At 67.6% G+C, this 20,297-nt stretch carries 14 protein-coding genes; 6 read left to right on the forward strand and 8 right to left on the reverse strand.

Features of this window, described 5'->3' with window-relative positions:
- The first annotated feature begins 11 nt into the window (after positions 1 to 11).
- The 3 genes from KEG38_RS06015 to KEG38_RS06025 all read left to right on the forward strand — a co-directional run bounded on the left by KEG38_RS06015 (position 12) and on the right by KEG38_RS06025 (position 5,997).
- Complete coding sequence (locus KEG38_RS06015; protein WP_272418090.1) at positions 12 to 842, forward strand: formylglycine-generating enzyme family protein; 831 nt, start codon at positions 12 to 14, stop codon at positions 840 to 842.
- 311 nt (positions 843 to 1,153) lie between these two features.
- A complete protein-coding gene (locus KEG38_RS06020; RefSeq protein ID WP_272418091.1) occupies positions 1,154 to 3,994 on the forward strand; it encodes a hypothetical protein in 2,841 nt (946 codons plus the stop codon).
- A gap of 95 nt (positions 3,995 to 4,089) precedes the next feature.
- Positions 4,090 to 5,997, forward strand: coding sequence for a bifunctional homocysteine S-methyltransferase/methylenetetrahydrofolate reductase (locus KEG38_RS06025; RefSeq protein WP_272418092.1), 1,908 nt, complete (start codon positions 4,090 to 4,092; stop codon positions 5,995 to 5,997).
- A 114-nt stretch (positions 5,998 to 6,111) separates the two neighbouring features.
- On the opposite strand, the gene KEG38_RS06030 is transcribed toward KEG38_RS06025, so the two are convergent.
- On the reverse strand, positions 6,112 to 6,966 hold the full coding sequence (locus KEG38_RS06030) for a hypothetical protein (protein WP_272418094.1): 855 nt from the start codon (positions 6,964 to 6,966) through the stop codon (positions 6,112 to 6,114).
- Between the two features lie 617 nt (positions 6,967 to 7,583).
- Here KEG38_RS06030 and KEG38_RS06035 point away from each other — a divergent pair.
- The 3 genes from KEG38_RS06035 to KEG38_RS06045 all read left to right on the forward strand — a co-directional run bounded on the left by KEG38_RS06035 (position 7,584) and on the right by KEG38_RS06045 (position 12,608).
- Entirely contained in the window at positions 7,584 to 9,095 is a 1,512-nt protein-coding gene (locus KEG38_RS06035; RefSeq protein ID WP_272418095.1) for a hypothetical protein, read from the forward strand.
- A gap of 73 nt (positions 9,096 to 9,168) precedes the next feature.
- Complete coding sequence (locus KEG38_RS06040; RefSeq protein WP_272418096.1) at positions 9,169 to 9,981, forward strand: hypothetical protein; 813 nt, start codon at positions 9,169 to 9,171, stop codon at positions 9,979 to 9,981.
- 38 nt (positions 9,982 to 10,019) lie between these two features.
- On the forward strand, positions 10,020 to 12,608 hold the full coding sequence (locus KEG38_RS06045) for a DUF2169 family type VI secretion system accessory protein (protein ID WP_272418097.1): 2,589 nt from the start codon (positions 10,020 to 10,022) through the stop codon (positions 12,606 to 12,608).
- 16 nt (positions 12,609 to 12,624) lie between these two features.
- Here KEG38_RS06045 and KEG38_RS06050 read toward each other — a convergent pair whose 3' ends face one another.
- The 7 genes from KEG38_RS06050 to KEG38_RS06080 form a co-directional block, all read right to left on the reverse strand.
- The gene (locus tag KEG38_RS06050; protein ID WP_272418098.1) at positions 12,625 to 13,053 is read right to left on the reverse strand and encodes an META domain-containing protein; all 429 of its coding nucleotides are present in this window, start codon (positions 13,051 to 13,053) and stop codon (positions 12,625 to 12,627) included.
- Positions 13,054 to 13,161: 108 nt separating this feature from the next.
- On the reverse strand, positions 13,162 to 13,848 hold the full coding sequence (locus KEG38_RS06055; RefSeq protein ID WP_272418099.1) for a penicillin-insensitive murein endopeptidase: 687 nt from the start codon (positions 13,846 to 13,848) through the stop codon (positions 13,162 to 13,164).
- An 18-nt stretch (positions 13,849 to 13,866) separates the two neighbouring features.
- A complete protein-coding gene (locus KEG38_RS06060; protein ID WP_272418100.1) occupies positions 13,867 to 14,481 on the reverse strand; it encodes a HEAT repeat domain-containing protein in 615 nt (204 codons plus the stop codon).
- Positions 14,478 to 17,306 (reverse strand): type VI secretion system tip protein TssI/VgrG, encoded by a 2,829-nt coding sequence (gene tssI, locus KEG38_RS06065; protein ID WP_272418101.1) that lies wholly within the window; start codon positions 17,304 to 17,306, stop codon positions 14,478 to 14,480. Before tssI ends, KEG38_RS06060 begins: the two co-directional genes overlap by 4 nt.
- Before the next feature lie 12 nt (positions 17,307 to 17,318).
- Complete coding sequence (locus KEG38_RS06070) at positions 17,319 to 18,962, reverse strand: T6SS phospholipase effector Tle1-like catalytic domain-containing protein (RefSeq protein ID WP_272418102.1); 1,644 nt, start codon at positions 18,960 to 18,962, stop codon at positions 17,319 to 17,321.
- Positions 18,959 to 19,378: a hypothetical protein gene (locus KEG38_RS06075; RefSeq protein WP_272418103.1), complete on the reverse strand. Its 420-nt coding sequence runs from the start codon at positions 19,376 to 19,378 to the stop codon at positions 18,959 to 18,961. Before KEG38_RS06075 ends, KEG38_RS06070 begins: the two co-directional genes overlap by 4 nt.
- The gene (locus KEG38_RS06080) at positions 19,378 to 20,295 is read right to left on the reverse strand and encodes a DUF4123 domain-containing protein (RefSeq protein ID WP_272418104.1); all 918 of its coding nucleotides are present in this window, start codon (positions 20,293 to 20,295) and stop codon (positions 19,378 to 19,380) included. Before KEG38_RS06080 ends, KEG38_RS06075 begins: the two co-directional genes overlap by 1 nt.
- Between the last annotated feature and the right edge of the window lie 2 nt (positions 20,296 to 20,297).

The raw sequence follows: 20,297 nt of genomic DNA on the forward strand, positions 1-20,297 counted from the left end.
CGTCGCGCGTGATGGATCGCCTCCGTGCGTCATGGCTTTGGGTGGGACTCGGGTTTGCGGGCCTGTTCGGATGCGGGACGCCCGGTGTGCGTCCCGCGGATCCCGTCGTCGCCGAGCCCACGCTGCCGGCCCGGACCACGAAGACCACGGAGCCGGTGCAGCCGGCGTCCGACGACGGAGGGTGTCCCGACGGAATGGTCGAGGTCCCCGGCGGCAAGCTCAGGTTGCGCGCCAGCAGGGACGAGGTGACCCTCGCTCGTTTCTGCATGGATCGCACCGAGGTGACCATGGGCCGTTATGCCGCCTGCGTGAAGGCGGGCAAGTGCTCGGACCAGCACCTCGACGAGTTCTCGGCCGAGGGCACCTTCTATAGCCTGGACGACGCGTGCAATTACGGGGAGCCTGGCAAGGAAGACCATCCCATGAATTGCGTCGACTGGAACCAGGCGGCGACGTTCTGCAAGACGTACGGCCACCGCCTGCCCAGCGAGGAAGAATGGGTGTGGGCCGCGCGTGGGGGGCCGCGTGGTACGACGTATTCGTGGGGCGAAGCCGAGCCGAGCACCCAGCTCTGCTGGTCGGGCATCTCGAAGCGGGATGGAACATGCCCCGTGGGCAGCTTCCCGGCCGATGATTCTCCCGAGGGCATTCACGACCTCGCCGGCAATGTCTGCGAGTGGACCGCGTCCGTATTCGAGTACGAGCCCAAGGAGCGCATGCTTTGCGGCGGTGCCTGGTCCGACAACCACTGGCTCGGCGTGCGGTCCGCGTCGCACGAAGGCGAGCCGCCCGCGAGCCGCGGCAGCAGCCGGGGGTTTCGGTGTGTGCATGATCTCCCCTGATCCCGGGGGACCGACGGCGAAATCGCATTGCATGGGAGGCTCCTCGCTCCGGGCCGGGTTTGCTCGGAACACATTCGGCCCGCAGGGCAGGTGCAAAAAGAACGTGCGCCATGACCCTGACGCCGACGGAATGAATTGAAAGTTCGAAACCGATAAATCGGAAAAATCATCCCAATCCTCGAACTATCAGGAGCGGCTCCGTCCTCGGGTGCGCCCGCGGACGGATGCGCCGCTCCTGCGTCGATGCTGGAGGGGATGACATGTCACGATGGCCAAGACTGAATTCGACCGTTGGGGGAGGAAAGCGCTGGATGGACGGGCTCGTCGTCCTGCTCGTCGCCGCTGCCGCGTGCAGCTCGGATGAGCCGTTCGATTCGAGCCCCGAGCGCGCTCCCGGCGACGAGGAGCAAGCCACGGCTCCAGCACGATTGCGAGCTGCGTACATCGCGACGATGCAGGCGGATGCGCCGAGACATTACGATGTCCTGGAAGCGGAACGGGGGCTCCAGGCGACGAATCCAGCCCATCGATGGAACTCGGTTTTTACCAGCGAAGGCGTCCGCGTTCGGCCCGACGGCGACGAGGCGTGGAGCTTCCATATTTCAGCTGCGCGATACGGATGTGACGGCGATCTGCGGCCTCTCGAGCCGAGTGAGCCCAGGGCGTCGGCAAACCGTGTCGAGTACCTGCGCGCGCAGGCGGCGGGGACGGCGCTCGGGGAGTGGTACGTCAACGGACCGCTCGGGCTCGAACAGGGGTTTACGCTCCCGTCCATGCCGCCCTGCGAAGACGGGCGGAAGGGGGAGGTCATCGTCGAGCTCTCGGTCGAGGGCGACCTTCATGCCGTGGCGAGGGGGGATGACGAGGCCGTGTTGCAAGACGGCGAGGGCCATGCGGTGCTGCATTACACGGATTTGTACGCGCAAGACGCACGGGGGCGCGTGCTCCCCGCGCGGCTCTCGGTGGGGGCAGATCGGTTATCGATTCACGTCGACGTGGCAGGTGCCGTCTATCCCATCGAGATCGATCCGCTCATCTCGACGCAGCAAGCCAAGCTCACGGCAGCGGATGCATCACCTTTCCGCTTGTTCGGCTCCTCGGTGTCCGTATCGGACGACGGGAACACGGCCGTCGTCGGCAGCTCCGCGGGCCAGGGCTCGGCGTACGTATTCGTACGCACCGGGACGAGCTGGACCCAGCAGGCCACGCTGACGGCGGCGGACGCCGCCCCCGACGACCAGTTCGGCATTTCGGTGGCGATGTCGGGGGACGGGAACACCGTGCTGGTCGGGGCCTTCGCGGACGATATCGGCATCAATGGGAACCAGGGCTCGGCGTACGTATTCGTGCGTAGCGGTACGACCTGGCCGCAGCAGGCCAAGCTGACGGCCTCGGACGGTCAGAGGCTCGCTCTTTTTGGCAACTCGGTCGGGGTATCGAACGACGGGAACACGGCGGTCGTCGGCGCCCCTCAGCACCTCGGCGACAACATCAACCCGGGCCAGGCCTACGTGTTCGTGCGCAGCGGCGCGAGCTGGACCGAGCAGATCAAATTGACGGCCGGGGACGGCTTGCTCGCGGATGCCTTCGGCATTTCGGCGACCGTATCGGGAGACGGGAACACGGTCGTCGTCGGAGCCTCCCAGGACGATATCGGCATCAACGGGGACCAGGGCTCGGCGTACGTATTCGTGCGCAGCGGCTCGAGCTGGGCCCAGGAGGCCAAGCTGACGGTCGCGGACGGCCGGACGGCCGATATTTTCGGCATCTCGGTGGCGGCATCCGGGGATGGGAACACGGTGGTCATCGGAGCCTCCCAGGATGACGTCCTCACCGCCTCCAATTTGAACCACGGCTCGGCGTACGTATTCGTGCGCAGCAGTTCGACGTGGAGCCAGCAGGCGCAACTCGTGGCCCCGGACCGTTTACCTGCCGATCTGCTCGGTGAATCGGTGGCCGTGTCGGCGGACGGGAACACGGCGATCGTCGGCGCCTTCTTTGCCGACGTCAGCGGCTTCGTCAACGCAGGCGCGGCGTACGTGTTCGCGCGCAGTGGCGCGGCCTGGCCCCTCCAGGTCAAGCTGACGGAGGGGGTGGGGGACGTTGCGGCTGGCGACCAGTTCGGTCAATCGGTGGCGTTGTCGGCGGACGGGCGTACGCGGCTCGTCGGGGCCGACAGGGATGATGTCGGCTTCGCGGACCAGGGCGCGGCGTACGTGTTCCTCTTCGCGAACACGAACGGGGAGCCGTGCGGCGCGGCGTCGGAGTGCGTGAGTGGCCATTGCGTCGACGGCGTCTGCTGCGACTCCGCCTGCGGCGGCGGCGTTTCCACGGATTGCCAGGCGTGCAGCGTCACCGCGGGTGCTCCGGTCAATGGCATATGCGCGCCCGTTCTCCCGGGCATCTTGTGCCGTGCATCGGCGGGCGTATGTGATCTGGTGGAGACGTGCGACGGAGCGTCGTCTGCATGCCCAGCGGATGTCTTCTCAACGGCCGAATGCCGCGCGAAAGCGGGCGATTGCGACATTGCCGAGACGTGCACCGGCAGCTCTGCGGACTGCCCGACGGACGTCCTCACCACGGCGGGAACCGAATGCCGAGCCGCAGCGGGCGATTGCGACGTAGCCGAGACGTGCACCGGCAGCTCTGCGGACTGCCCGGCCGACGTCATCACCCCCATGGGAACCGAATGCCGAGCCGCAGCGGGCGTATGTGACCTGGCGGAGACGTGCGACGGCGCGTCGTCTGCATGCCCAGGGGATGTCTTCTCCACGGCCGAATGCCGAGCCGCCATGGGCGTTTGCGACGTTGCCGAGACGTGCACCGGCAGCTCAGCGGATTGCCCGACCGACGTCTTCACCCCGGAGGGAACCGAATGCGGCCCCCTTCCGGGCGATTGCGAGGTGGTCGCGGTTTGCTCCGGCAGCTCGGCGGCTTGCCCGGCCAATGGCATCGCACCGAACAACACACCTTGCAATGACGGGAACGTCTGTCGCGTGGGTGACACGTGCCAGGCCGGGATCTGCACCGCTGGAGCGACCGTCGTGCAGGGCGCGGCATGCGACGACGACAACCCATGCACGGCGGACGACCGCTGCGGAGGCAACGGTCAGTGCAAAGGGAAAAAGATCAAGGGCTGTACCCCTCCATGACAGGTCGTGAGCCGAGGCGGTGAAACGCCCGCCAGCGGGGGTTCGGGGCCGCTCGTCCGTCTGCTACCGACATCTCCTGTGCTAGGGTGCGCGCGATGTCGAGCGCCCCGTCCTCTCTGACCCCGAAACCCACGCGTTTCCTCGACGCCGTTCGTCGCGGCGTGCTCGTCGTCGACGGGGGCATGGGCACCCAGATCTACGAGCGCGGCGTCCTCTTCAACGTCAACTACGAAGAGCTCGTCGTCTCGCGCCCGGAGCTCGTCCTCCGCATCCACGAAGACTACGTGCGCGCCGGCGCCCAGGTCGTGGAGACCAACACCTTCGGCGCCAACCGCGTCCGGCTCGCCCGCCACGGCTACGCCGACCGCGTCCGTGAGTTCAACCTCGCCGCCACCCAGCTCGCCCGCAAAGCCATGGGCGACCGCGGCTACGTCGCCGGCGCCATCGGCCCGAGCGGCCTCGTGCTCGCCGCCTTTGGCGAGGACGACCGCGCCCGCGTGCGCGACGCCTTCCGCGAGCAGGCCGAAGCCCTCGCCGAGGGCGGCGCCGACCTCCTCCTCATCGAGACCATGCGCCAGCCCGAGGAGCTCCTCCTCGCGATCGACGGCGTCCGCAGGGCCGTCGGCGACGCCCTCCCCATCGTCGCCGGTGTCTCCGTCGACGCCGACCTCACCCTCTCCGACGGCACGCCTGTCGCCGACATCGGCGCGCGCCTGCGTGACCTCGGCTGCAACGTCATCGGCGTCAATTGCTCCGACGGCCCGCAGGTCGTCCTCGCCGCGGTCGAAAAACTCCTGCCGCTCGGCATTCCGCTCGCGGCCATTCCCAACGCCGGCATTCCTCGCCGCGTCGACGACCGCTTCATTTACGTCTCCACGCCCGAATACTTCGGCGTCTTCGCGCGCCGCCTCTGCAAGCTCGGCGTCCGGCTCATCGGCGGCTGTTGTGGCACGACGCCCGAGCACATTCGCCGCATGGCCGCCGCCGCGCGCATGGAGGCGAGCGCCGCCGCGGGCGCGTGCGAGGACGCGGGCCCACTATGGGTCGGGGTCTCCGATAGCAGCGTTCCTCCCGAGCCGCCCGTCATGGTGATCGGCCAGCGGCCCGTCGCCACGGCGGAAAAGAGCAAACTCGCGTCCAAGATTGGCAAGAAGTTCGTCGTCTCCGTCGAGGTGAACCCGCCTGTCGGCGTCGATCCGACCTCCGCCATCCAGGCCGCGAAGATGCTCGTCACGGGCGGGGTCGACGTCATCAACATCGCGGACGGCGCGCGCGCCCAGGCGCGCATGTCGAACCTCGCGCTCGCCGTGCGTATGCAGGAGGAGCTCGGCGTCGAGACGCTCCTGCACGTCTGCGGCCGCGATCGGAACCTGCTCGGGCAGGTCGCGCACCTCCTCGGCGCCCACGCGCTCGGCATTCGAAACCTCGTCGTCATCACCGGCGATCCCCCGAAGATGGGCGATTTCCCCGACGCGACGGCCGTCTACGACCTCGACTCGATCGGCATCCTCCGCCTCGCCTCGCGCCTCAATGCCGGCATCGACCCCGGCGGCAAACCGCTCGGCGGCGTGACCTCGTTCTTCTGCGCCACCGGCGCCGAGCCCGCGGCTTTGAACTACGAGCGCGAATTCGAGCGCCTCAAGCTGAAGAAACGCGCCGGCGCCGAATTGATCATGACGCAGCCGGTCTACGATCCGGTCGTGCTCGATCGATTCTTGAAAGACGCCGAGCCCCTGGGCCTGCCCGTCCTCGTCGGCATCTTGCCGCTCGCGAGCCACAAGAATGCCGAGTTCCTGCACAACGAGGTCCCCGGCATGCAGATTCCGAAGGACGTGCGCGACCGCATGCAACGCGCCGGCAGCGGCCCCGCCGCGCGCAAGGAGGGCGTCGCCATTGCCCGGGAGATGCTCGCGGCGGTGCGTAATCGCGTGGCGGGCGCGTACATCATGCCGCCGCTCGGGCGGTATGAGCTCGCGCTCGAGGTGATGGACGGGATCGTTTAGGGGCAATCTTCACGAGGAAGCCGCTCCCCGGATACTCGGCCGTCCCTTGCATCTGGGACATGCCGTTGAAATCGAGCGTCGACTCGAGCCTCGCGTGGAGGGCTGGCCCACGCGTCAGTACCGCGACGGAACCCAGCGCCCACGCGCGATGGGAAGGTGCCACCCGGGGTCTTTCTCGGTTCCCCGGTATACCATGAATCGTTCACACTCGTATTCACCGGCGATGTTCCTGCAAAACACGGCCACCTGCTTCCGACGATCCCCGGTCAAATCGACGACGGTGAACGGCTTCCACATGGATTCGCTGCCGTCTTGCTTTGGCGCGACATTGTCCGCGATCCAATTCTTTTCGAGTCGGACAGCGTTCGTTGCGTCCGACGCGCGAACTGCAACGAGCCCGAACGGGATGGGCCATTTCAGCGCGCAGCCTTCCACGTCCCATATGGTGTCGGAGAACTCGTTGCTGACCGTCGCGCGACACGCCACACCTTGTTTGTCGACGATCAGCATAGCCTCGCCGCGCGAGGGGGCTCGGGCGCTAAAGGCTGTCCTCGATCCGATCCGGAGCGTCCCTGGCGAAACGGGCGAAACGAGGAACACTTCGACGCCCTCCAGCTCCACGCCGTGCTTCTCGGAGACACGATACAACTGATACGAGCCACACCCTTCCGCGCCATAGACGAAGTCGTCGTTTGCAGGAATCTCTCGGACGTACACTTGCTGTGCGGAGCAGTGCAGGTCCGTCGCCGCGACCTTCCGTATCCGGGACTCGATATCGTCGCCGACACGGGACGCATCGGGCTCCGAGGCCACGGCCGGGTCTGGGGCCGTCGGGACTCTCCTGCATTCGGTGCCGTTGCCCGACAGCGCTTTCCCTCCCGTGTCGCCGACGGCGAGGGACGGTTCTCTCGCGTGGCTGCAACCAAGGGCGAACGCCACGGTGAGGGCGGGGAGCAGCAGCGACTTCATTCGACCCTGCACGTTCTCGAATGCCAGAGAACACGCAGACGAGCTTGCGCTTTGCTCGAAACGCTCGGCGCCGTTCCCTGAAGCCGCAGGCGACATCCCTGAAGCCGCAGGCGACATCCCTGTAGCCGTGGACGACATCCCTGAAGCCGTGCGCGGCATGACTGAACCCCGCGGGCGGCATCCCTGTAGCCGCGGGCGGCGTCCCTGAAGCCGCGGGCGACATCCCTGAAGCCGTGCGCGGCATGACTGAACCCCGCGGGCGGCGTCCCTGAAGCCGCGGGCGACATCAAGGTAGCCGCGGGCAGCGTCCCTGTAGCCGTGGACGACATCCCTGAAGCCGTGCGCGGCATGACTGAACCCCGTGGGCGGCGTCCCTGAAGCCGCAGGCGGCATCAAGGTAGCCGCGGGCGGCATCAAGGCAGCCGTGCGCGGCATGACTGAACCCCCGCGGGCGACATCCCCCGACATCTTCTTCGAGAATGACGGGCCCCCACGGCATACGAGCAACCGCTACGGCGAGAGCGCGACCGGAAAGCCCAGCCTGTCGGCTCGAGCAAGCGGGACGTCGGTCCCCCGTGGCACGGCCCCTGCGGAGGGCCGCACCCGGGAGGATACTGATGATCCGACGTACCCACGTAGCACACGCCGCGACCCTTCTTGCTCTCGCTTCCTTCCCTGCTTGCGGCGGCAAGGACGAAGGCACAGGCGGCCCGCCATCGACGAGCCCTCCGGGCCCCTCGGAGGGCGGCGGCGAGGCCGGCGCCGTGTCCGTCCGTTCGCTCGACGTCTGGATCGGAGAAAAGGCCACCGTCGAGGCCCCCCAAGACCTCAGCAAGACCCCCATCGAGGCCCTCGTCCCCATGGGCGGCGGGCAGTGGCAGACATTCGAAGGCAAGGGCAAGGCGGATGGCTCGGTCGTCATCCCCGGCGTCCCCGAGGGCCCCTATGTCCTCCACGTAGGCGAGTTCGATTATATCTACACCTCGGCCAGGGACATCGACCTCGGCGGCGCAATCGCCGGGCGCAAGGATGCCCCGCGCGCGACGGTCAATCCGACCAAGGTTACCCTGGACATCACGAACCTCGACCCTTGGAAGGCCGGTGATGACATCCAATTGTTCGTCCCCAACAGCGGTGCAGGGCAGAGGCTGTACGGCTCGGCCGCCGAGGACTGGCCTGCGGTCGGCGACACCACGCTCGACAGGTTCACCGTGAACTGGTCGGGCTTCGCCTGGAGCAGCCTCATCGACGCGAGCAAGGGGGATGTCCTCACGGTCTCCCAGCTCTCGCAGCAGACGGGCGCTTCCGGCGTGTCTTACGCCATCATCACGCGATTCGCGAGCTTCGACGATATCACGCAGACCGACGGGAGTACCGTCTCGAAGAGCGGCGCGTTCACCAGCGTCCCGTCGAACGTGAGCGCCTCGCTCGATGTCCGTACGACGAAATTCACGAGCCACCTCGCCGCGGTGAACCCAAAGGCCGTCGATCAAGGTACCTTCGTCGAGATCCACACGCGGCCCGGCAACAAGTACGCCCCCGTCGGCTCTTCCGCGACGCTTCTTTCCCTCAGCCTCGCGGCCGGTTCCGCCGACGTCAATCTGGGCGCAATCCCGTATGGAAACCCGTATCCCGCGGACTGGGGAAGCTCCGCGTTCGTCTACCACTATGGCATGGTGACCTATACCGCGCCCGGCGTGGCGACCCCGTGGAACGACTTCGGTGCCATCATGTTCGGACGTGATGTCGCGAGCGTCAGCGGGCAGCCCATCGAGCCGCCTTTGAGCCCGGTCCAGGACCTCGAAATCAACGGAAAAAGCGCGTTCAGCGATCAGACGGGCGTCACGCGGACACCACGCTTGAGCTGGACGGCGCCGGCCGTCGGGACGCCGACGCACTACACGATCGAGATCTTGAAGCCCAGCGAGTTCTCGTACGGGATGGTTGTCGCGAGGCTGCACACGAAGGACACGAAGGTCGATCTCCCGCCGCGCATCCTCGAGGACGTGAGCGCCTTCTATGTCCGTGTCCAGGCCCATGTGTCGCCTGTCGACATCACGACCCACCCGTATCGCTCCGCCGCGGAATTCGCGCGGGCAGACGCCTTGTCGAACATCCTCGTCCCCTGACGCGGCACGGGGGAGCAAAGCGGGCCGGGCGGCGCCGCCGCCCCCCGTTCCCTGCTACCCTCCCTCCTTCCCCTTGAACCCCGCTCCCCCCACCTCCGGCGACCCCTCCGTCCTCGCCGCGCGCCTTTGCAAGGTCGTCCCCGCGCTCTCCGACCTCGCGATGCGCACCGCCCTCGTCCGGAGAACCCTCGAAGCCGCCGGCCCGCCCACCGCCGCCCGCGCCCTCGAAGACATCGCCTCCCGCGCCGAACAGACCGACCCGACCGCCCGCGAAGTCATCGCCGCCCTCCTCCCGCTCCTCGGCGACGCTGCCCACGCGCCCTTCATCGGCGCCCTCCGCGCCGTCGCCAAGGACGCCTCCCTCCTCGCCCTCTCCCGCCTCCTCCGCCGCAAGGCAAAACATGCCGAACCCCGCCCCACCTCGCCCATCGAACACCGCGGCATCGCCCTCGAACCCGGCGGCCGGCCCCTCTCCCTCGGCGAACGCCGCGCCCTCGCGCGCAAACCCTCGCGCGTGATCCTCGACAAACTCCTCGCCGACCCGCATCCCCGCGTCATCGAAAACCTCCTCGGCAATCCGCGCCTCACCGAGGACGACGTCGTCCGTATCGCCGCCAAGCGCCCGCAAAAGCCCGAAATCGCCTTCGAGGTCGCTCGCTCCGCGCGCTGGATGGCCCGCGCCCGCGTGCGCATGGCGTTCGTCTTGAACCCCGGCACGCCCCCCGAGCTCTCCGTCCCCGTCCTCTCGCAGCTCCTCCGCCACGAGCTCGCCGAGGTCGCCGACGCCACCCAGGTCCCCGCTGTCCTTCGCTCCGCCGCCCTCGAGCTCCTCGCCCGCCGTCCACCGCTGCCGCCCGATCCGAACGGCGGCGCCTCGATGCAATGACCTGGTAAGCCGCGTGCCCGTTGGTTTACCCTCTCCGAATGGAGGTCGTTTCCCTCTCCCCGCTGCCGGTCGCCTCGATGATCTGGCAGTCCGGACCCGGCGCCTGGACCCTCACGTTCGTCGCCAAGGCGACGTGCCAGATCCAGCCCGGAAAATCGCCCCTCGCCACGGCCCAGGAGCCCGTGCACGAGGAGGACTCCCACTGGGACGACGACGACGCCCGTAGCCTCTTCGCCGCCAGCGACCTCGCCCCCCTCAAGCCGCGCGTCGACGTGACGCTCGTCGGCTCCGCGTTCGCGCCGCAAGGACAACCCGTCCGCTCCCTCTTCGCGCGCCTCATCGTCGGCGACCTCGACAAATCGATCGAGGTCCACCAGGACCGCTCCTTCACCGCCGACGGCGCCCTCGTCGAGGGCCCGCGTTTTTCCCGCATGTCCCTCGCGTACGAGCGCGCCGCGGGCGGGGCCGACTCCACGAACCCCGTCGGCGTCCGGACCGACGTCCGCGACTCCTTCGGCCGCACGAAACTGCCGAACCTCCAGCCCCCCGGCCTGCTCGTCAGCTCCCCCAGCACCGCCATTGCCCCCGTCGGCTTCGGCCCTGTCGCGCCGGGCTGGCTGCTCCGCCGCGGAAAGCTCGGCCGATATGCCGCGACCTTCACCCCGCATTCCCTCATCGCGGCCCCCTTGCCCGAGGACCTCGATCTTTCCTTCTTCAATGTCGCGCCTGGCGACCAGCAGCTCGGCGAGCTCGCCGAGGACGCGCGTATCGTCCTCGAAAACATGCATCCGCAGATTCCCCGCCTCGTGACGAACCTGCCGGGTCTCCGCCCCCGCGCCGTGCTCGAAGGCCGGGGTGGCTCGCACGCTCTTTCCTTGCTTTGCGATACGCTCTGGATCGATACCGATCGCCAGCTCGCGACGCTCACGTTCCGCGGGCGTATTCAGCTCGAACGTCTCGAAGAGCCCGGTCGGATCGTGATCACGCTCGAAGAGGCCACGACCGTCGTCGCCATCGCGCCGCCCGTCCCCGGGAGGCCGGTCCATCCGGATCCGGCCATTCCCCCGCCGCCCAAGCCGCGCGCCACCACGATGACGATGATCACGCCCGACGACGAGGGCATCGAAACCGTCATTCCCACGGATCCGTCGCGCGCGAAAGGCGCGCTCCCGTTCGTCAAGGCCTCGACCGGGCACAACATCGTCGACGAGCGCACGACACAATCGGGCGGGCTTCCCTTTGCAGCGCCGGGCGCGCAGCCGGCGCAGGCCCGGGCGATCTGGGACGAGCGGACCACGACATCGGGCGGGCTCCCGTTCGCCAAGCCAACCCAAAAAGCGAATCCTTGGCCCGCGGCGACACCCGCGCCCGCCGCGCCGCAGCCTCCGGCCCCGCAGCCGCCGCAGCCGCCGCCGGTGCCTCCGGCGCGTAGCTCGTCGCCGTCCTGGAAAGCGGCGTCCATGCCGGGCCAGCCTCCCGCGGCGCCGCCGTCGCCCGTGGCTCCGCCGCCGCCGCCCGTGCAGCCGCCGCCGCCTGTCGCGCGCTCCTCGCAGCCGGGCGGCGCCCCGAGGCCTGCCGCCGACGACAGCGTGTGGGGCGCGGGCATCAGCCGCGGCGACGCCCCGGCCGGGCAATCGATTGGCCAGGTCGTCGTCGCCGCCACCGCCGCCGCGCAGGCCGCCCCGCAGGACGCGACCGCCGGCGTCCTCGGTGCCTCCAATGCCGCCGCGGGCCCTTCGAATGCGGGCGTCGCGGGCAAACGCGACGACGTCCGCATCTCTCCCACCGCCTTCGGCGCGGGCGTCCGCCCCTCGGGCCGGCTCGACACGCGCGACGTCCTGCATTTGATCTGGTACAACCCCGAGAGCGTCGCGCGCATTTGTCGCGTCCCCGTCTGGCGCGCCATCCTCGACGAAATGGAGGACAAACCCGCCGACGAAACGCTGAACGATCCGGCCCCCACGAAGGACCCGATCGAGATCGAGGACACGCGCGACATCTTCGAGATCATGTCCCGCGGCGTCTCCCAGGACGTCGACCAGCTCGAAGCCGAGCTCGGCGCGGCCGTTCGACCGGGCAACAAGTTCGTCCCGTCCTTGCTCCTGCTCGCCGGCGAGCTCTCGTTCCCCTTCGACGAACGCAAGACGCTCGAAGCCGCCGTGGCCGTGGCGACGCCGATCGCGGGCGCCGACGAGGGGCTCAAGACGGCGCTACGCGAGGCCCGCGACTTCCTCGCGACGCCCGATCAGCTCTGCCCCGCGCCGATCATCGAGGGATACACGGCGCGCCTTCGCGAGGCGTATCAGCGCGGCCGCCGCGCCCTCGGTCCCGACGCGCTGGAGCTGCAAATGGAGCGCGCGCTCATCGAGGGCCGCCATTACCAGAAGCGTCAGGTCCTCGGCATGAACGCGATTCGCGCGCACCTCCACACGAGCACCGGCACCGGCGCGCGTCCCGCGCCTGTCTACCTGCCCGAGGACATCGCCAAAAAGCTCCCCCTCTTCCAGAAGTTCCGCGCGCGCCTGCTCGTCGAGCTTTATTTCCAGGAAGATCAGTACGAGCCGCACCCGGCCGCGCTCAAGGCGCTCGCCATCGGCCGGGTGCAATCGTCGCTCGATCGGCGCTGACGCTGGCTGGCCTCCCTCAGTCGTCGTCTTCTTCTCTCTCGAAGATGAGCGTGCCCTGCCCATTGGCGAACACGATTCTCAGTTCATCTCCCACGAGCTGGAAGGAGTCGGCCTGCTCCAGCGCGCGGAGGTACCGCCCCTCCTCTTCCATCACGCCCGCGCAAAACATTCTCGTGCTCGCCACGGAGGACATCGAGAGCGTGTTTCCCTCGACCGTGTAGGAGGTGAAGTAGTAGTTGCAGGGGGCTCTGCCAGTCGCTTTCCCGTCCGCCTGGAACTCCAGCGTGACCTCGGTCCTCCCGGAGGGCTCCCACACCGTCCTTCCCTGGACGAGCGATTCGAGCTCCCATTGCGTATTCGCCAGGATATTCGCCTCCGCCGTTGCAGGGGCGACCATCGACAGGACCGGCAACATCGCGAACAGGGATCGCAGAACGTACCCCATGGTGTACCTCCCAGGACCCGAAGCCAGAGCAATGCTTGCGCCCCGCGCGTGCCTTGGGCGGATGTGCAATCGCTGCCCTTGCGCGAACGAGCGAGCCGACGCGGCTCCTCACTCCTCGAAGCGCACGTGCAGGTGATTGTGGTGCCCTTCCCAGGGGCGCACGCCGGGCATCTTCGAATCGTTGAACAGAATCAGCTTCAGGTTCGGCTCCGCGCGCAGCGCCTCCACGAGCAGCTTCGTCCGCGCGTGGCTGTAATTCGGATCCGTGATCGTCACCGGCGCCCTGCGACCGTCCTCGCGCACCGGCCGAATGTCCACGTCCGTGCCGCGCCGGTGCGAGCCGTGCGGCGCCATCTTGCCGCCTTGCTGGAAGCTGATGTCCCCGATTGCGATCTCGAACCCGTGCGGCCGCAGCACCGCGGCGACGTTCCGGATCGATTGAATCGTCGCCGGTGTCCCCCAGACCCGGTCCTGCGGCTCGTACAGATAAAAATTGCCGTTTTCCCCCGAGAGCTGCACGAACGCCACGTTCGTCGCCTGGGGCTGATCGCCGAGCAGCATGCGCCAGGTTCGTCCGTGCGGATCGACGCGCCCGTCGGGTGATCCGAGCCGCACGACCGACCGCTGGAACGAGAGGATCGCGCGCAGCGTCGCCTCGTCCATGATGCCGGTCTCGGGCAACGTGCCGATGGCCGACGCGATGTGCGCGTTCTTGTTGAGCTGCTTCTGGACGAGAACGACGTCGTCGTGCGCGTTGCGCCCGCCCTGGCCGACCGAACCCGTGAGACGATACATGCTCGCTTCTCCGCTATCTCAAGAATCAGCCATCTCGGGAGGGAATTGCGCGATCTTGCAGATCTCCCGGAACGCATTCCGGCGAACCGCCATGTCGTCCGAGCCGAGCGGCAAATAAAGCGGCCGTAGCTTCCAGGCGAGCGGGTCGTCCGTGGCCCCGGAGTGATAAATCAGGATCGAGCCCGCGCTCCTTCGCACGTTCGGATCCGGGTGATGCAACGCCGCCCAGGCGAGCGCGTCCGCGATCTCCGGCTTGTTCATCCCGCGCGCCGCGGAGACGGCGGGGACGCCTCCGTCGAGATCACCCGAGCGAATGACCTCGGCGATCAGGGGCTCGGCCGGGCTCACCTCGAGGTCGCGGAGCGCGAGCGCGATGGCCACCTTCATGCGGCCCTTCACATTCGGATAAGCCCGCTGCATGGGGACGACGGCGCCTCGGCATTGCACCTCGGCGAGCGTCCGCGGAGCGCGCGTATCGTTGTCCTCGAGGCGCCTCATCAAGAGCTCCTCCGCCTCGCGCCGCTCGTCCTTGTCGAGCGCGCGGAACGCCTCCATGTCGACGTCCTCTCGCCATTTCGGATCGACGCCCTCGACGCTCTCGACGAAGCGCTGGAACATGGGTGAATACGTCACGCCGCGACCTCCTCGTCGTCCTCGTCGTCGGGTTCGGGCGCCGGTGGCGGCGGTGGTTTCAGCCCGAGCGCCTCTTGCATCGTGATCGGCACGAGGTCGTACGCCGTCCCGCCCGCGTCCTTGTATTTTCCGGTCGCGCTCACCTGCATCTGGAGCACCGTGATCGATGTCACGTTGGGGTTGTTCGAGAGCATTTCGATTTCATGGCGCACGATCCGGCCCTCCGGAATGGGCACGATCCCGAGCACGATGTGCACGTCGCCCGCGGCTTGCGTCGCGAGCTTTTTCGAGACGATCGTCCACGCCTCGTCCTTTTGCTCGCTCGGATCCCGCGACGACAGGTGACCGAGCTCGATCCCGCCCGGCGTCTGCTCGAGTGTCGTCGACGGGAGCCCCAGGGCCGAACGCTGGTTGGCGAAGTCCTGCGCGACCGTGCCCGCGATCGGCGGCCCCTTGCCCGACCAGAGCACGAGCCCGTTCAAAGGCGTCTCCACGTCCGCATTCGCCGCGATCTTGTTGAGCTCCTCGATTCGCTTGAGCGCCGCGTACTTCACATCGGCGGGCTTGACCGCGAGGTCGGCCACGAGCTGATCCCAGAGCGCCTTCATCGTGGCGAACGCCGGCGAATCGGGCTGCACGTGGACGTCACCGATGATCGGCACCGCCTCCTTCGCCTTCGCGATCTCCTTCGGCCGCGAGCCGTGCCCGTGCCCCGGGCTGCCGCCGACGTTGATGTCGACCTTCGTCCCTGAAATGACGATGCCGCTCCCGTCGATCCGGATGAACCCGCCGGGCCCCTTCAGCGTGATGTCGGGCGCCTGGCCGACCGCGTTCTCGCCGGCCGTGTAATGGATCTCCTTGCCCGCCTCCCGGGCATAATCGCCGCCCACCTTCTCGTGTTTTTCCTGGTACACGAAGAGCGAGTGATCCTTGCCCGTCCGGTCCTTGCGGTTCTCCTTCGTGTACAGGTGGAGATCCCACTCCGTGCGCTCGCGCTTCTCGCCCTTGACCACCGCGTCGACGTTCTTCTTGACGAGCAGGCGCCGGCGCAAGAAGTTGACCTCGATCTCGTCCTTGCGCACGAGCTGCCGGCGGTCGCCCTTGATCAGCGTGTGGTGCAGGCGCCCCGTCATCTCGTCCCGCTCTTTTTCGGTGTGCTGGATGCGGTTGCCGCCGACGGTCTCGAACTCCCAGGCCTGCACCAGTTTGTCACGTACGTGGCCGACGGTATCGATCTCGTCGTTCTTGACCAGCTTGCGGAGGTTCTTCTCCGCCTGCATGTAAAAGAGCTCCTCGCCCTTCTGGTCCTCGAACTTGATCTCGTTGTACCCATTCAGAGCCGGCATCGACTGGCTCTTCCACGTGCTGACGGTCTTGTGCTCCGGCAGCTTGTACGGGACAGGTTTCTCCGCATTGTAGAGGCGGCCCGCGAGCACGGGCCGGTCGGGATCCCCGTCGAGGAACGTCACGAGAAGCTCGTGTCCGACGCGCGGCAGGTTCAGCCAGCCATAGCCTGCGCCGCCCCAGCCTTCGACGACGCGGATCCAGCACGAGCTGTCGTCGTCGAGGTTGCCCTCGCGATCCCAGGGGAATTGCACGCGCACGCGCCCGAACTCGTCGACGTGGACCGCCTGATCCAGGTCGATCCCGTTTCGCGGCGCCACGACCCGCACCGATTGCACGCCGAGCACCTCGGGGCGTGGCGTCACGAGCGGCGGCCGATAAGGGACGTCCGCGAACGTCGCGTGCCCCGACACCATCCATTCGCCCTCGGCCGACCCTTCGAGGATGGTATCCGTCGTGAGAAACGGCCGCGCGAGATCCGGGTGCGGGTGGTGATCGACCTTGAACACCACGCCCGGCGTGAGATCGTTCAAATTGCTCTCGAACGAAATTCCCCCGCGATCGGCCCGCGCCGCCTCGAGCGCGCGCGTCGCCCGCTTCTCGCCGGTCGGCTGATCGTGCCGCGCGATGCCCTTGTCGTCCGCGAACGGCGTATCACCTCCGCGCCCCGCCTCGACGAACATGCCGCCGGGGATGTAATGGTACTGCTCGAAGCGCGCCTCATCGCCCGCCTTCGGCGCCTCCGTGAAGAGCGGATACTCGGGCCTCCGGAAATCGTAATCGCGGAGGACGAGCGCGCCCGGCCTCACGTCGCGCACGAGGGAGATTTTCGAGACGAACTCCCGCTCGGCCTCCATCGTCGGGTTGTGCTCGTACGGCACGGGCGGCCCGGGGCGTGGTGGGTTCTTGTGGAGCTGGTCGCTGAACGTGAGCAGCGAGCCATTGTCGTCCACGTCCGGGAACGTATAAGCGATGCCCGCCTCCTCGAGCAGACGGCTCACGAACGTAAAATCGCTCTCGCCGTACTGCACCCGGAACTCGTGCTTCGGGTATTGCCCGCGATCGATCTTCCACGCGCGCCGGACGTTCCACTCGGTGAGGATCTTGTCGACGATGTCGGGGATCGAGAGGTGCTGGAAGATGCGGTGATTGCGGCGCTGATCGAGGAGCCACAGGTGCGGGACGATCCGGAAATGGTACGTCGAGAGCACCTTGTTTTGCCGGTGCTCCGCGTGCGTCTGCTCCATGTAGCTCACGTACCCGCTCCAGACGCGCAGGCCGCCGCCCGTGAGGTTCAGGTAGCCGGAGCGCACCTTGAAGATTGCCGGCTGCCCGACGATCGCGCCGATGTCGACGGCCGGGTTCTCGCTGCGCACCCAGAGCGAGACCGTGAACGGCGTCGACACCGCCTCGTGAATCGAGAAGCGGCGGACGACGAGCGAGGTCTCTCCGCAATCGAAGCTCAATTCGAAGAAAGGCATGATAACCTCGCGTCAGTACGTCGACCGCGGTGGGCGGTGCTCGTTCCGGACCGGGATCTGGGGCGTATACTGCGGCTGCGCGCCCGCTGGTTTGACCTTCCTTTGCAGCCGCTGCCGCCCGCGGCGATCCGTCGCCTCGCCGAGGATCGTGGAGCCCGGCGACTCCGTCGCGGAGTCGTGGATGTAGTGCCGGAGCAAGAGCTGGTACGCCGGGTTCGAGTCGCGCGCCGTGAGGGCGAGCAAACGCGCGGGCCACTGCGGCCGGCGGGGAACCGGCGGGGGTATGTATGCGCCGTGCGCGCCGGCCCCCGCCTGCGAGAAACCCACGACGACGGGGCTTACGCCGCGGTACGGATCATCCGCGTGCGGGTCTGGCCCGTAAAACCGCGCCATGTATTCGTCCGTCTCGAACCAGTGGACGTACTGGCTCTTCGGCGCGCCGGGTTGCTCGGGGTGGAGCGCCCAGTCCTTGTCTTGCCGGAACCCGCAATACTCTTCGTACAAGCGCAGGATGATCCCGTCGAAGGGAAGCTCGACCGGCCCGATCGGGACCTTCGCCTTCACCATGGCCTTGTGCATGTCCCGCAGCGTGATGAACTGCAGGTGCCACTTCTTGTTCGTGCGCGGCTGGTAGGAGCCGCCGACGTCGCTGTGGCAGCCTGGGTACCAGACCTCGAGCATCCATCGTTTGTAATCGCGCGGCTCCTGATACCGCTGATCGGCCTGCGGGCGCGGCGGCCGGTGCGCCTCCAGCGGCGGAAACGCCCGGCCCGGCTCCGTGTTCGGATCCATGAAGATGGAAGTGAGCGGGAAGAGCGTGCGGAACTCGTCCTCGGCGACGAGGTGGACACAATGCTCCACGTAGGTGTGATCGACATCCGGCAGGAACGTCCCGGTGCTCGGGCCCCACATCTCCACCGTGTCGAAGATCGCCATGAACTTCGGATAGATCGTCGCCGGATCGATCGGCTCGTAGAACTCGCGGATGCCAATGTCCTGGAACTCGGTCTCGATCGACGGGATCGCGTCCGGGTTTCGCCGGAAAAAACCGGGCGAAGTGGTCTTCGTCAGGTTCGCGACGCGCTGAGCCCGGACCTGGTTCACGAAATCACGCGCGAGGGCCGCGCCGCGGCTGAAGCCGCAGACGTCGAAGTATTTCTCCTTGGCGCGCCATTTGTTGTTGTTGCTGAAGAACTCGGCCAGCATGCGCAGGCCCCACTCGATACGGGCCTTGCCGCCGGCGCCCACCGTCATGCCCGAGAGGTTCCGGTGCACCAGGGGCGTCGAGGGTTTGGCCGCCGGATCGTCCATGTTCGGCTGGGCCCGCGTGAACCAGCCGGTGTAGTCCGTGCCGACGCCGTGGTGGTAGGCCTTGTCGAGCACGATCCCCTGCTTGCGGTACGCCCGGAAGAGCCGCGCGACGTTCGTCGGGCCATTGGGCCCTCCATCCTCGCCGTACGTATCGTTCGCGTGGGCCTCGTCGACCCAGAGGTTGTTGCCGGTGCCGTCGAAGAAGATACCGATCCGGATGCGGGCTTTCGGGCATTCCGCCTCTCCGGTCGGGGGCTCCAGCGGCAAGCCCTGGCCATTCTCCATGGCCTCCAGCGCCTTGAGGAACGAGTCGACCCCACCGCCGCCTTGACCATTGCCGCTCATGGCTCACTCCTCGTCGCTGGATCGGCCATCGTTCGATCCACGCTCCACCAGTATTCCTTCGCGTCGCACATCGCCCCGGCCTCGGCCCAGGCAGCGGGCGAGATCTCCTTCACGAGCCCCTCGAGCCGCTCCTGCTCGGGCCGGTCCGCGGAGGCGAGCAGCGCCGCGATATTCTTCTGCTCGTGAAACCTCGGATCGATGCGCATCATGTTCGCGGTGAAGATCGCGAGGCTCCGCTCGTAGGTAAACCCCCGCTCGCGCCCCTTCTCGATGCAATGGGAAACCCGCCGCCACAGGACCTCGGGCGGCAGGTGCCCCACGTCGGCCCAGTAATGGAGCTTCATGTGCCGCACGACGCGATCCACGAACGCCGAATACCCGGCGTCTCGCCTCTGGGCTTTCGTGACGAGCAGCATCAGGAGACCTCCGCCGCGAAGCGCGCGACATACGCGAACGGATCCTCGACGAGGAAGGCGCGAATCTCCCCGAAAAGCTCCGCCTTCTGCTTCGTCGTGCACGTCGGCAAGAACTCGCGCAAGACGACCGGATCGTAGAATCGAAAATAGAATTTCTTCCGCGTCTCGGCGTCCGCGACCATCAGAAACCGCCGGAGGTGCCGCCGCAGCTCCTTGAAGCTGCGCGGATAGTCGATGAAGATCCCCCAGCGATTCCCCCAGCCCTCCTCGATGATCCGCGGGAGCAACGAGGAGGAAGGGTCGAGCTCGACGAGGTACGGCGCCACGTCCTCGAGCGCCTCGCCGTCGATCCCTTCGTACAGCGACTTGTACCGATCCACCGATTCCCGCACGACCGTGAGGATCCGGTCCGTCCGCGCCGCGTCGAGCACCACGTACAGCGGGCCGTCCACCTTCCGCAGCCGATCGAGTGCCTCCACGCGCCGCGCTTCCAGTTTCCGTTTGTCCCGTAGAATCCGCTCGCGGTGCTCTTCGAGCCACTGCGCCGCCATGGGGTCGAGGTCGTCCGACTCCGCTTCGAGCATGCGATCGAGCTCGTCCTCCTCGGGCGGCGTCGCGGCCTCGAAGTACACCATGAAATCGGTCTCGCCCGCGCGGATCCAGCCCCCGTTCGCGAGCTCTTCGGCCGCCGTGATCTTCTGCCCCCCGACGAGCGTCCCGCTTGCGCTCGCGAGGTCCCGCACCTCGAAGCGCCTCCCGTCGTAAGCGACCTCGAAATGCACGCCCGACATGTGTTTGTCGGGGACGACCCATTGCGCCTTCGGCTTCCTCCCGACGCGCAGGCGCTCGCCGGGCGCGAGCACCTTCTTCGTGCCGCCCTCCGGACCCCAGCGCAGCTCCAGGATTGCGCGCTGCATCG

This window comes from Polyangium jinanense, from assembly GCF_028435265.1.
GTDB lineage: Bacteria > Myxococcota_A > Polyangia > Polyangiales > Polyangiaceae > Polyangium > Polyangium jinanense.